We start from the raw sequence: 12,807 nt of genomic DNA on the forward strand, positions 1-12,807 counted from the left end.
GAGCGGGAAGGTCCCGGAACAGGGCAACTATCGCAAACCGCCCGGCATTCCTTGTCGTCGCCGGGCAGGATCACGCGTCAGCCGCGGCGCTGGGTCTCCTCCAGGTAGCGCAGGACGGCCGTGACCCTGCGGTCCGCCCGGTCGGTGGGCGCCAGGTCGAGTTTGGCGAAGATGCTGCGGATGTGCTTGTGGACGGCGCCTCCACTGATGAACAGCCGCTCGGAGATGGCGGTGTTGCCCAGTCCCTCGGCCATCAGGGCGAGCACGTCGCGTTCCCGGGCGGTCAGCCGTTCCAGCCCGCTGTCGGAGCGGGTGCGCGTGAGCAGCTGTGCCACGACCTCGGGGTCGATGGCCGTGCCCCCGGCGGCCACCCGGTGCAGGGCGTCGAGGAACTCGCCGACGCGGCCGACTCTCTCCTTGAGCAGATATCCGAGCCGGTCGGTTCCGGCGGCGAGCAGTTCGGTGGCGAACGCCTGCTCGACGTAGGCGGACAGCACGAGCACCGCCAGGCCGGGCTGACGGCGCCTGGCCTCCACCGCGGCGGCGATGCCCTCGGCGGTGTGGGTCGGAGGCATCCGGACGTCGACGATGGCCACATCGGGCCGGTGGGCGTCGACGGCCGCCAGGAAGGTGTCCGGGGAGTCGGTCGTGGCCACCACGTCCAGGGACTCCGCGCGCAGCAGCAGCGCGACCCCCTCACGCAGCAGGGGGTCGTCCTCGGCTATCACGATCCGCACGGCAACTCCACGTCGAGGGTGGTCGGCCCACCAGGTGGGCTGGTCAGGGTGAGACGCCCGTCGTGCGCCTCGATCCGGCTGCGCATGCCGGTGAGCCCGGAGCCGTGCCGTTCGTCCGCGCCGCCGACGCCGTCGTCCTCGATCCGCAGGGACAACCGGCCGCCCGCACGCCGTACGGTCACCGTGGCGTGCCGGGCCCGGCTGTGCCTGGAGATGTTGGTGAGCGCCTCGGCGCTCACGAAGTAGGCGGTGGCCTCGATGGACGCGGCGCACCTGCCGAGCGCGTCGACGTCCACCCGGCAGGGCACCCCGCAGTTCGCCGCGAGCCCGGCGAGCGCGTCGGCGAGCCCCCGGTCGGCCAGCACGGGCGGCAGGATGCTGCGCACGACCGTACGGAGCTCCGCCAGCGCCTGCTCGGCGGTCTCCTGGGCGCGTTCGAGCATGTCCTCGGCGCCCGGCCGGTTCTGCGCCAGCGCGCGGCGGGCCGCGCCGAGCAGCACGGTGACGGCGACCAGCCTGTTCTGCGCCCCGTCGTGCAGTGAGCGTTCGATCCGCCGCAACTCCGCGGCGTGGGCGTCCAGCGCCGCCGCGCGGGTGGCCGACAGCTGTGCGATGCGCAGAGACAGGTCCATGTCCGCGGTGGGCGCCAGGAGCCGGCGTCCCGGCCACGCCTGCAACCGGGCCATTCCGGTCCCGAGGGCCAGGAAGCAGACGGCCAGCCCCACGCCGAGGAGCGCGACCGCCCACGCGTCGGCGTCGTCGTGCACGTCCCAGAACACCATGGTCGGGGCGGGGTCCTGCACGGGCAGCGCCCGCCACCACATCGGGTACGTGATGTCCTGCACGGCGTCCACCACCAGGGTCAACGCCGCCAGGCCGAGGAACAGGCCGAGCGTGGCGTGCACGAGGAGCCAGCACAGCTCCCGCCGTACGGCCGGATCGGCGAGGGCGGCGCGTACGCCGGCCGGTGCGGGTCCCAGACCGACGATCTCCGGTCCCCAGCGGGACAACCGGCCGCGCTCCCGCTCGGCTACGGACCGTACGACACGCGGCACGGTGGGCGCCAGGAGCAGGCCCAGACCGATCACGCAGGTGAGCGCGACCAGGACGAGCCACAACAGACCGGCGAGCGCCAGCAGCGCGGTGCCGAGACCGCCGACGAGGTGTTCGAAGGCGTCGAAGAGACCACGGGCGCGTGCGGCGACACCCCTCCGGCCGTCTTGCCGGCCGTCTCGCCGGGTGCCTGCCGGCTTCCGCTGGCGCGCCGCCATGATGCACACCCCCTCGGGCTGACGAGCTTAGATCATCTTTTTCACAGCGGTTGTTCAACGCTGCGGGGCGAGCTCCGGCGCGGGTTCCTCGGCCGGACGGTAACCGAGGCGGCCGCGGGTCGCGATGAGCACCAGGACCGCCGCCGTGGTGGCCGCGAGCAGGGTGACATGGCTCGCGTGCTCGGGGGTGTCGATCGTCGGGAACATGTCCGAGTAGACGATCGACATGAAGTTGTTGACGCTGACGTGCAGCAGCATGACCAGCGGCAGGCTCTGGCCGGTCCGGTTGAACACCCAGGTGACGACCACGCTGAAGACGGTGGCGAAGGCGATGAACTCGCCGATCCTCATCCAGGTGACGTCCGGCCACCCGCCCCACTGGCTCAGGAACAGCGGCAGGTGCCAGACGCCCCACAGCGGGCCGAGGATGGCGGTGGCGCCCAGCGGGCCGAACTTCCGCTGCATGCGGGGCAGGGCGAAGTCACGCCAGCCGGGCTCTTCGGCCAGACCCGTGGTGACCATCTGGAGCACCAGGCTGGGCACGTAGGCGACCAGCGCGGCGACGGGCGGCATGTGGAAGTCTTCGCCGGAGAGCGCGAAACCGGTGACGACGATGGTGGCGGGGACGCCGAGGGCGGTCACGAGGTACCAGGCCCAGCCGACCCGCCACTTGGTCATCCGCTTGACCCACCGGCGGACGCCCTCTCTGCCGTCCGCGACCCTGGTCACGATGTACGCGGCGAAGATGGGGCCGAGGTAGGCGCCGGGGAGGACGCCGGAGAACTGGGTCGTACCCAGCAGCGAGGGGAAGTCGAAGTCCCAGACCCCCAGGCCGTTGTTCGAAAGGACGTAGGGTAACCAGGCCGCCCAGCTCATGAGGTTGGCCAGGACGAAGAAACTGATCAGCGGGCGGCGGCGGATGAAGCCCCGGATCCCGGTCTCGCCCGTGTGGTGCCCGGCCAGCGGCCGGCTGTCGACTGCCATTTCATTCTCTCCTGTGGGAGCGCTCGACTGACAGTGATCAGCACACCAGCCGCGGGCCCTCCCGGTCGCTCCCGCGTGCTGCCCAATGGAGGTACAGCCAGGGGTACCAAGCGGAGAACGACCAGGTCGGAGTGGGGTCGGGAGCATGCCGGAGGAGGTCGTCCAGGGCCGCGACGGGCCCTCGACGACCTCCTCCTCCCACAGGAGCGCGGGTTCAGATGAGAACGTGCGCCTCGGGGTTGCCGGCGAAGCAGAACTGGGCGTTGCGGGTCAGCTTGTAGTCCGCCGCCTGCCAGGTGTGGGCGGTGGCGTCCGAGCCGCGCATGTAGATGAAGTTGTACCGGTCGGACGAGTAGATCCGGACACCCTCCTCCTTGCAGCGCCGTACGAGCCGGGTGTCCTCGCCCGCGTTGACCGCCTCGAACGGGAACGCCCGCAGCAGGTCGGTCTTGGCCAGGATCGTCGCCCCCTGGATGAGGTGGGCGTAGCGGTGCTCCAGCCCGGGCAGGCGGAAGATCGTGACGTCCTGCTCGGGGAAGTACGTGTAGTGGGCGCCCTTGCCGACCATCTCGGCGTCGGCGAAGTCGAAGGAGCGGACCAGGTCGGACAAGTAGTGCTCGCCGTAGATGTTGTCGTCGTCCATCTTGGAGATCAGCTCGCCCTCGGCGTGGGCGATGCCGTGGTTGAGCACCTCGCCGAGCGTCCAGGACGGGTCGGCGGTCAGCACCTTCACGGCCGGGATGCCCGCCGCGAGGGCCTTGTCGCGCACGACCGCCGGGTCCTCCGACAGGCCGTGCATGACCAGCACCAGCTCCAGGTTGCGGTGCCGCTGCCGCGCGACCTGGCTGATCGCGTGTTCGAGCTGGCCCGCGCGGTTGGTCGGCAGCACCACGGAGATCGACCGCGACCGGGGGGCGACCGGCAGGCCGAGGTCGGTGAGGATCTGGTCGACCCGGTGGGAGAACAGGTGCTTGTCGAACACCTCACGCATCGCCAGGTGCCCCTGGCGCGCCCGCAGCTCGGGGCTGTTGATCAGGTAGATCGCCCGGTTGTACGCCTCCTCCTGGGAGTGCGCGACCGGGATGAGCGGCCCGAACGTCTCCTCGATGGCCCGAGACCACCCCGACAGCACCGTGGTCGAGCAGGCCGACAGCTCGAAGACCCGGCGCGCGCACATGGTCGGCGAGTCGATCACCGAGTTCACGTTCAGGAATACCTTGTACATCTTGTACGCGGCCAGCATCTGCTCGTACGGCAGCTCGCCGACGATGTGCGGGCGGTACTCCTCCGGCCAGGCGTACTTGTCGGCCACGGAGGCGTTCCTGGCGTAGATGTGCAGCCCGAGCGGACGTACGGGCGCGAGGATCGTCTCCATCTGCTCGCGCCGCTCGGGGTGCTTGTCGCGGAAGTACATCCCGGCGAAGACGACGTCGTACGGCCGGCCCTGCTTGGTCTGGATCGGGTTGTGGATCCGGGGCTGGGCGGCGAACTGCAGCACACCGACACGGTCATGACCCAGAACCTCGCGATATTTCGGGATCATGTCGCCGTCGCACGTGTACACGTGGTCGAACAGCTTGGCCGTCTCGATGAAGAAGTCGAAGTTGGGCGGGTCCTCCTTGTTCCAGAAGACCGTGGGGATGCCCTCCTCGCGGCACCAGGCGATGAGGTCGCGCAGCTCCTGCTTGGGCGCGTTGGTCCCGGTCATCTGGTAGCGCCAGCGGCCCTGGTTGCCGTGCCAGGCCGACTCGCAGAACAGCATCTCCGGCCGCTTCTCGGCGAAGATCTCCCGCCAGTCCTGCAGGCCGAACTCGATCTGGTCCCACTCGTACCTGAACGCCATGCGGGAGAAGTCGTCGAGGATCACCGCGACGCGCATGTCCGGCCGTACGACCGGGCCGTCGGGCCACTTGAGGCCCGGGATCTTGACCTCGGGGCCGCGCGCCTCGGCCTCTGCGGCGACCTCGATCGCGGACGGCGGCGCCTTCGGCGCCTTCCTGCCGTCCTTCATGGCCTTGCTGAGGTCGCGCGGCAGCCGGACGATCTTCTTGGGCTTCGACGCGTTCGTGAGCACCTGCGCGACCCGGTACGGCTTCTGGGTCTGGGTGGCCTGCAGCCTCCACAGGGCGTAGTCGGCACGGGCCTCCTGGTAGGCGAGCCGGTTCTCCAGGTCGCGGATCCGCTGCTCGTACTGCTCGACGTGCTTGCGCTCCTCGGGCAGCCAGTTCACCGGCCCCAGTCGCTGGAAACGCGGGCCTTCCGAAGCCTCAGGAGTCTCGTCGGTCTCAGCCATGTTTCGCCCCCTTGAGGACCATGAGAGTGAGGAGCTTGACAAAGGCCCAATGGTAGGGCCGTTACCCGTACCTTTGTGTCCTTTTGTCCCCACACCCCCCACAACACCACCAGCGTGATCTTGTAGTGCGTCGGACGGCGTGTCTGCGACCTATCGCGAGCTCACGCGGGACTGGGCGGCGGGGGAGAGGCTGTCGCCGCGGAGCCAGGCCTCGATGACGCGGGCGATCCGCGGCCCGGCCGCGCCGTCCCACAGCGGCGGCAGCTCGCCGCTCGGCGTGGTCGCGCCGTCCGCCAGCGCCTTGGACGCCGCGGCGGGCAGCGAGGCGGGCGTGACGAGCCGGTTGGTGCCGTGGGTCACGGTGATCGGCCGCTCGGTGTTGGGCCGTACGGTCAGGCAGGGGACGCCCAGCATGGTCGTCTCCTCCTGCACGCCGCCCGAGTCGGTCACCACGAGGGCGGCGCCCCTGACCAGGGACAGGAAGTCCACATACCCGAGCGGGTCCACGATCTTCAGATGCGGCCTGTCCACGAGCCCGGCCTCCGCGAGCCGCTGCCGGCCGCGGGGGTGGAGCGGGACGACGACGGGCACCTGCTCGGCCACGCCGAGCACCGCGTCGACCAGCTCGCGGGCCGCCTGCGGGTCGTCGACGTTCGCCGGGCGGTGCAGCGTGGCGACCGCGTACCTGCCCTCGATCCCCAGGCGCTCCTGGACGGGCGCGGGGTCGAGCTTCGGCAGCGCCGCGAACAGGCTGTCGATCATCGGGTTGCCGACGAGGTGCACCTTCGCCGGGTCCACGCCCTCGTTGGAGAGGTGGGAAAGCGCCTCCGGCGAGGTGGCGAACAGCAGGTCCGACAGCGCGTCGGTGACGACCCGGTTGACCTCCTCCGGCATCTCCCGGTCGAAGGAGCGCAGGCCCGCCTCCACGTGCGCGGTCGGCACGTGCAGCTTGGCACAGACGAGGATCGCCGCCAGCGTCGAGTTCACGTCGCCGTACACCACCACGAGCGCCGGGCGGTGTTCGAGCACGACGTCCTCCAGCCCCGTGAGCAGGGCGGCCGTCTGCCGGGCGTGGGTGCCGCTGCCGACGCCGAGGTTCGCGACCGGCTCGGGCAGGCCGAGGTCGGCGAAGAACACGTCCGACATCAGCGCGTCGTAGTGCTGGCCCGTGTGGATGATGCCCTGCCGGATGCCGAGCTCGGCCAACCCCTTGACGACCGGGGCCGCCTTGACGAAGTTGGGCCGTGCGCCCAGTACGTGCAGGACGAGGGGGTTGTCTCTCATCTACCTCGCCTTTCGCCTTTTCTTCGACCTTGGACAAACGTTGCCTATGGTACGGTCGCGCCGTGGAATCCGAGGCCAACAAGCCCGTGAAGGCCGTGTCCGCCGCGTCCGCGAAGGCCGGCCTCGGCGGCTTCCTCCGGGGGTTCGCGAGGAACCCGGTCCTCGTCTCCCGGATCGTCGCGAGCAAGGTCAAGTCCGACCCCATGCGGGTGGCCCAGGCCGCCGCCGACGCGATACCGCCCGGGATGCGTCCGGTCGTCGGCCGCGTCGCCTGGCCCGCGGCCAGGTTCGTGAAGGTCAGGACCCGCAAGATCCTGCAGCGAGCGGCCAAGGGCCCGCTGCGGGACGCCAAGGCCCACTTCGACGACGGCCGGCTCACCGAGGCGGTCCAGGTGCTCCAGCCGCACGCCCGGTGGCCGTTCGTCCGCCGGAGGATGGCCTACTACGTGGGCGAGAAGGCCGCGCTCGGGCCGAACCCGATCCCGCCCAAGGCCAAGATCATCATGGGTGACCGGATGCCCGGCCGGGTGCTCCACATGGTCACCAACGCCCTGCCGTACACGCAGGCGGGCTACACCGTGCGCACCCACCGCATCGTCACCGCGCAGAAGGTGGCGGGGCTCGACCCCCACGTCGTGACGAGCTGGGGCTGGCCCATGCTCCAGGGGCACACCGACGCCGAGCCGTACGAGGAGATCGACGGGATCCCCTACTACCGGCTGCTGCCCAAGGACGAGGTGCCCTTCGAGAGCCAGGGGCGGATGATCCGCGGCGCCGCGGACGTGTCGGAACTGGTCAGGACCCTCCGCCCGCAGGTCCTGCACGCGGCGACCGACCACCGCAACGGCTCGGTCGCGCTCGCCGTGCGCGAGCGGACGAACACGCCCTTCGTGTACGAGGTGCGCGGCTTCCTGGAGGAGACCTGGGTCTCCCGCGACCCCGCCCGAGTCGGCAGCGAGCGGCACAGGATGCAGCGTGACCGCGAGGCGCAGATCATGCGCGAGGCCGACGCGGTCGTCACGCTCGCCGAGACGATGGCCGCCGAGATCGTGGAGCGCGGCGTGCCCAGGGAGCGCATCTTCCTCGCGCCCAACGCCGTGGACGACTCCCTGCTGACGGCCGACTACGACGGCGACACGTTCCGCGAGCGGTTCGGGATCGGCCGGGACGAGATCGTCGTGGGCTCGGTGTCGAGCATCGTCGCCTACGAGGGCTTCGCCACGCTGCTGAGCGCCGCCGCGCTGCTGCACGACTCGGGAACGCCGGTGAAGGTCCTGCTCGTCGGCGACGGGGCCGAACGGCCCGCGCTGCTCGAACAGGTCGAACGGCTCGGCCTGAAGGACGCGATCCTGCCCGGCCGGGTGGGCCCGGACGAGGCCCTGCAGGCCCAGGCGGCCATCGACATCTTCGTCTGCCCGCGTGAGGACCTGCGGGTCTGCCGCCTCGTCACGCCGCTGAAGCCGGTCGAGGCGATGGCGCTCGGCAAGCCGGTCGTGCTGAGCGACCTACCCGCGCTCTCGGAGCTCGTCGGCGGCGAGGGGGCCGGTCTGCTGGTGCCGCCGGGGGACCCGGCCGAGCTGGCGAAGGCGCTGGCCGCCCTGCGCGACGATCCGGAGCGCCGCCGTGCCATGGGTGAGGCCGGCAAGGCCGAGGTCGCGGCGCACCGGACCTGGAGCAGCCTGGCCCGCACCTACCAAGGGATCTACCAGTCCGTGACCGAAGCTCGATGAACAGCAGGAAGTCCGATGTGTTGCATCAGGCATGCTTGGTGCCGAGTTGAGATAACCTTTGCCACCATGAAGTGTTGTTTCCGCCCTCAGGCCACATCGTGACAGCCTTCGATCTGACGATCATCGGGCTGGGGTACGTGGGCATGCCGCTGGCCAAGGAGGCCACGGCGGCGGGCCTGCGGGTGGCCGGTCTGGACGTCGACCCCCGCAAGGTCGACGCGCTCAACGCCGGCCGCTCCTACATCGACGACCTGACCGACGCCGATCTCGACGCGATGCTCTCCGGCGGCTTCACGGCCATGCTGGACGCGTCCGTGCTGTCGCGGTCGCGCACGATCGTCATCTGCGTCCCGACGCCGCTGGACGAGGACCACCGTCCCGACCTGTCGGCCGTCGAGGGCGCCACCAGGACCGTCGCAGAACACCTTCAGGCGGGCACGCTCGTCGTGCTGGAGTCCACCACGTGGCCCGGCACCACCGACGAGCTGGCGCGGCCGATCCTGGAGCAGTCCGGGCTGGTGGCGGGCGAGGACTTCCACCTGGCGTTCTCGCCGGAGCGGATCGACCCGGGCAACCCGAAGTTCGGCCTGCGCAACACTCCCAAGGTCGTCGGCGGCTACACCCCCGCGTGCAAGGAGCGGGCCGTCGCCTTCTACTCCCAGTTCGTCGAGCGGGTCGTGCCGGTCAGCGGCACCCGCGAGGCGGAGATGGCCAAGCTGCTGGAGAACACCTACCGGCACGTGAACATCGCCCTCGTCAACGAGATGGCGATCTTCTGCGACGAGCTCGGCGTGAACCTGTGGGAGGCCATCGAGGCGGCCTCGACCAAGCCGTTCGGCTTCCAGAAGTTCCTGCCCGGCCCCGGCGTCGGCGGGCACTGCATCCCCGTCGACCCGTCGTACCTGTCGTACACGGTGCGCAAGCTCGGCTATCCGTTCCGGTTCGTCGAACTGGCCCAGGAGATCAACGAGCGGATGCCGTCGTACGTGGTGGCCCGCGTGCAGCGGCTGCTCAACCGGGCCCGTAAGCCGGTGAACGGCTCGCGCGTGCTGCTCCTCGGCGTGACGTACAAGCCCGACATCGCCGACGAGCGGGAGACGCCCGCGATCCCGGTGGCCGAGGCGCTGCTGGAGCTGGGCGCCGAGTTGTCGTTCTGCGACCCGTACGTCAAGAAGTGGTCGGTCGAGGGCACGCCGGTCCCCCGCGAGGAGGACCTGGCCGAGGCCGTGGCCGCCGCCGACGTGGTGGTCCTGCTGCAGCAGCATTCGGCCTTCGACCTTGACGTGGTGGAGGAGCGAGCCTCTCTCGTGCTGGACACTCGCGGCGTGCTCGCCACGAGTGAACGCGTCGAGCGGTTGTAGGAAGGGTCCCGCGCGTGCACGTGCTCGTCATGACGGTGGTGCATCACCCCGAGGACGCCCGGATCCTGCACCGGCAGATCCGCGCGCTCGTCGACGCCGGTCATGAGGTCACGTATGCCGCGCCGTACACCGCCCGCGGGGTCGTGCCGCGTTCGTTCGTGACGGGCGTGGACCTGCCCAGGGCCGCCGAGCGGCGCCGCCTGGCGGCGGTGCGGGCGGCCCGCAAGCTGTTCAAGAGCATGCGCGGCAAGGTCGACCTGGCCCTCATCCACGACCCCGAGCTGCTGTTCGCGGTCGCCGGGGTGCGCGGGCGCCCGCCGGTCGTCTGGGACGTCCACGAGGACACCCCCGCGACGCTGTCGCTCAAGCCGTGGCTGCCGGCGTTCCTGCGCCCGCCGACGCGGTTCCTCGCCCGGCTGCTCGAAACCACCGCCGAGCGCCGGCTGCACCTGCTGCTGGCCGAGACGGCGTACGCGGGCCGGTTCAAACAGGAGCACCTCGTGGTGCCGAACGAGACGTGGGTGCCCGACAGGGTCAGCCCGCCCGGAGACGACCGCGTGGTCTATCTCGGCTGGCTGTCGGAGGCCCGGGGCGTCCAGGAGGCCGTCGAGGTGGCCCGACTGCTCCAGCCGCACCGCGTGGCCGTGGAGCTCATCGGCTACGCCGACCCGCAGAGCCGGCCCCTGCTGAACGAGGCCGTCGGCCAGGGCCTGCTGGAATGGCGCGACTTCATGCCGAACGACGAGGCGCTCAAGCGGCTCGACGGCGCGCTCGCGGGGCTCTCGCTGCTGCACGACGAGCCCAACTATCGCCACTCGATGCCCACGAAGATCGTGGAGTACATGGCGCACGGCATCCCGGTCATCACCACCCCCTCGCCGCGGGCCGTGGAGCTCGTCGAGCGCTACCAGTGCGGCCTGGTCGTCCCCTGGCAGGACGCCCAGGCGGTGGCGCGGGCGGTGCTGCAGCTCAGGGACAACCCCTTCGAACGGCACGGGACCGGCGGCCGGGGCTACGCCGCCGCGCGGGCACACCACCACTGGCCCAACTCCGCACGCCGGTTCGTCGCGCAGTTGGAGGCCTGGGCCGGCGTCAAGAGCTGAACACGCGGTGAACACCGCCCCGGGCGGCCGTCGACGGCGACCGGGCAGTGCGACATCCGGGTAGGCTGGGCACCAGCAAGATCATTTGAACGACGGGCGGTAGTGTCCTGAAAGTGCGCTGGCTCACTCTGATCCTCGGCGTGGCGATCCTCGCCGGTGTCGCATCAGTGGTGATCGTCTTCCGCGACGGGAACACCGGGTCCGGCACCGCCAGCGCCGGGCAGACCGCCCCAGCGACCCCGGCGCTCGGGTCGCCGACGCACAGCGAGTTCACCGACCCCTGCGGGACGTTCGAGACCGCGGCGACCACGCCCTACGCCGTGAGCGGCTACTGGCTGATCCCCACCTCCGATCCCTGCACCTGGCGGCGTCAGCTGGAGGCCATCCACCGGCTCGGCGGGGACACGGTCGTACGCCTCGGGTTCGGCCTGTCACCGCGCGAGACCGACGACGCGGGCCAGGTCCTGGAGGCGTCGACCCCCGAGGGGAAGGACCCCAAGCCCGACGGCAGGTACGCCCGCTGCGCCGAGAACGGGCTCACCTGCGTGCAGGCGGCGGACAAGGACATCAAGGCCGCCAATCCCGGCAACGAGATCACCGGGACGTACGTCTACCGCACCGACGAGCGGTTCGGTCCCGGCATCCTCCGCTGCCCGCAGATGGAGCACGAGATCGTCGTGGGGGACGCCGTCTTCTTCCGGCTCCTCGCGCCCGAGGACGGTTCGGACGACCCCACCTGCGACTTCACCACCCAGGGACGCGGCTATCACCTGATCCTCGTCTCCGCGGGCGCCAAGGACAGCCTCACCGAGCTGCTCGGCCTCGGCGACCGGTTCGGCATCAAGGTCTTCCCCGCCCTGCCGCTCGCTCCGCGCGACCCCGAGGAGTCCACCCGGGCCGACCCCCGGCACATCGGCACGCTCACCACGCTGACCCGGCGGATCCTGCAGGACTACGGCGACCGCTTCAACGGCCGCGAGTCGCTGGGCGGCGTCTACCAGCCGTTCGAACTGCAACTGCGGGACTGGCCCGACCCGAGCAAGGTCCAGACGCTCCAGGTGTACGCCGAGCAGCACCTGATCGTCGAGCAGGAACTGCCGGACAAACCGATCCTGGTGAGCCCGTACATCGACAGCCGCAGACGGGTGAAGTACACCTCCACGCCCAGCCAGGTGGCCCAGGGCTTCAAGGCCCTCGCGCGCACCGGGGTGGAGATCATCGCCCCGCAGGACGGCCGGGGCACGGGCAAGGTCGGCCTGTTCTGGCCGAACTGGAAGAACAAGCCGGTGGACGACGCACTCAAGCCGGTCGTCGGCGAGAGCACGTACGCCACGGCCTACTACGGCAGCACCCGGGACTACTACCGGGCGATGTCGCTGGCCAGGCAGGAGCTGGTCCAGGAGGGCGCCCAGGTCGAGCTGTGGGCCAACGTGGAGGCGTTCGAGCCCTCGACCTCGACCGAGACCTGCGGCCGTCAGGGCACTCGCGGGCGCACGGACAAGCCCAGGCTCGACACGCAGGTGACGCTCGCCGCGCCGTACGTGTCGAAGATCATCTCGTACATGTGGAGCGACTTCTTCACCTGCGGCTCGCCGTCGCTGGCGGAGGAGATCGCGGCCGACTGGAACCGCCCGATCCCCATCGAGGCGCAGCGGCACGCGCGGCAGATCCAGGACGGCCTGGAGATCCGCGGCTACCACCTCGGCTCGGCCAAGGTCACGCTGAGCTGGCCGGACCTGGACACCCCCCGGGTCGTCGACTCGGCCACGGTCGGCTGGCACGACGCCACGCCGATCCCGGGGCTGCCGGCGGGCACGGAGCAGATCTGGATCCCGGTCGACTGGGCCACGGTCCCCGAAGACGTGTGGATCCGCGTGGAGGTCACCTCCGCCGACGGCAGGAAGTCCGCCGAGCCGGTCTACTACCACAACACCCGCTGAGCGGTCCTCTCCCGCCGGGCTGCGAACCGGACGTTCCCCGCCCGTTCCCGGGCCCGGCAATGTCGGCGCAAGGAACGGACAATGCCGCGGCGGGGCGTCCGCGC

9 protein-coding genes are annotated in these 12,807 nt (G+C 70.7%); 4 read left to right on the forward strand and 5 right to left on the reverse strand.

Features of this window, described 5'->3' with window-relative positions:
- Positions 1-77: 77 nt before the first annotated feature.
- From HHX41_RS06585 to wecB, 5 genes are all read right to left on the reverse strand, one after another.
- Positions 78-737, reverse strand: coding sequence for a response regulator transcription factor (locus HHX41_RS06585; protein ID WP_182905183.1), 660 nt, complete (start codon positions 735-737; stop codon positions 78-80).
- Entirely contained in the window at positions 725-2,008 is a 1,284-nt protein-coding gene (locus HHX41_RS06590; RefSeq protein ID WP_182905184.1) for a sensor histidine kinase, read from the reverse strand. The genes HHX41_RS06585 and HHX41_RS06590 overlap by 13 nt, the downstream gene beginning before the upstream one ends.
- A gap of 54 nt (positions 2,009-2,062) precedes the next feature.
- Positions 2,063-2,992 carry a CPBP family intramembrane glutamic endopeptidase gene (locus HHX41_RS06595; protein ID WP_182905185.1) on the reverse strand — a complete coding sequence of 310 codons (930 nt, stop codon included), beginning with the start codon at positions 2,990-2,992 and terminating at the stop codon, positions 2,063-2,065.
- 214 nt (positions 2,993-3,206) lie between these two features.
- Positions 3,207-5,285, reverse strand: a complete 2,079-nt coding sequence (locus HHX41_RS06600) for a glycosyltransferase (RefSeq protein ID WP_182905186.1) — start codon at positions 5,283-5,285, stop codon at positions 3,207-3,209.
- A 150-nt stretch (positions 5,286-5,435) separates the two neighbouring features.
- Entirely contained in the window at positions 5,436-6,569 is a 1,134-nt protein-coding gene (gene wecB, locus HHX41_RS06605; protein WP_182905187.1) for a non-hydrolyzing UDP-N-acetylglucosamine 2-epimerase, read from the reverse strand.
- A gap of 62 nt (positions 6,570-6,631) precedes the next feature.
- Here wecB and HHX41_RS06610 point away from each other — a divergent pair, with 62 nt between their 5' ends.
- The 4 genes from HHX41_RS06610 (at position 6,632) to HHX41_RS06625 (ending at position 12,703) form a co-directional block, all read left to right on the forward strand.
- Positions 6,632-8,299 (forward strand): glycosyltransferase family 4 protein, encoded by a 1,668-nt coding sequence (locus tag HHX41_RS06610; RefSeq protein ID WP_182905188.1) that lies wholly within the window; start codon positions 6,632-6,634, stop codon positions 8,297-8,299.
- Positions 8,300-8,397: 98 nt separating this feature from the next.
- Positions 8,398-9,660 (forward strand): nucleotide sugar dehydrogenase, encoded by a 1,263-nt coding sequence (locus HHX41_RS06615; RefSeq protein WP_182905189.1) that lies wholly within the window; start codon positions 8,398-8,400, stop codon positions 9,658-9,660.
- Positions 9,661-9,674: 14 nt separating this feature from the next.
- On the forward strand, positions 9,675-10,763 hold the full coding sequence (locus tag HHX41_RS06620; RefSeq protein WP_182905190.1) for a glycosyltransferase: 1,089 nt from the start codon (positions 9,675-9,677) through the stop codon (positions 10,761-10,763).
- Positions 10,764-10,876: 113 nt separating this feature from the next.
- Positions 10,877-12,703, forward strand: coding sequence for a DUF4434 domain-containing protein (locus HHX41_RS06625; RefSeq protein ID WP_182905191.1), 1,827 nt, complete (start codon positions 10,877-10,879; stop codon positions 12,701-12,703).
- The last annotated feature ends 104 nt before the right edge of the window (positions 12,704-12,807 follow it).

This window comes from Microbispora sp. H13382 (assembly GCF_014161445.1).
Lineage (GTDB): Bacteria > Actinomycetota > Actinomycetes > Streptosporangiales > Streptosporangiaceae > Microbispora.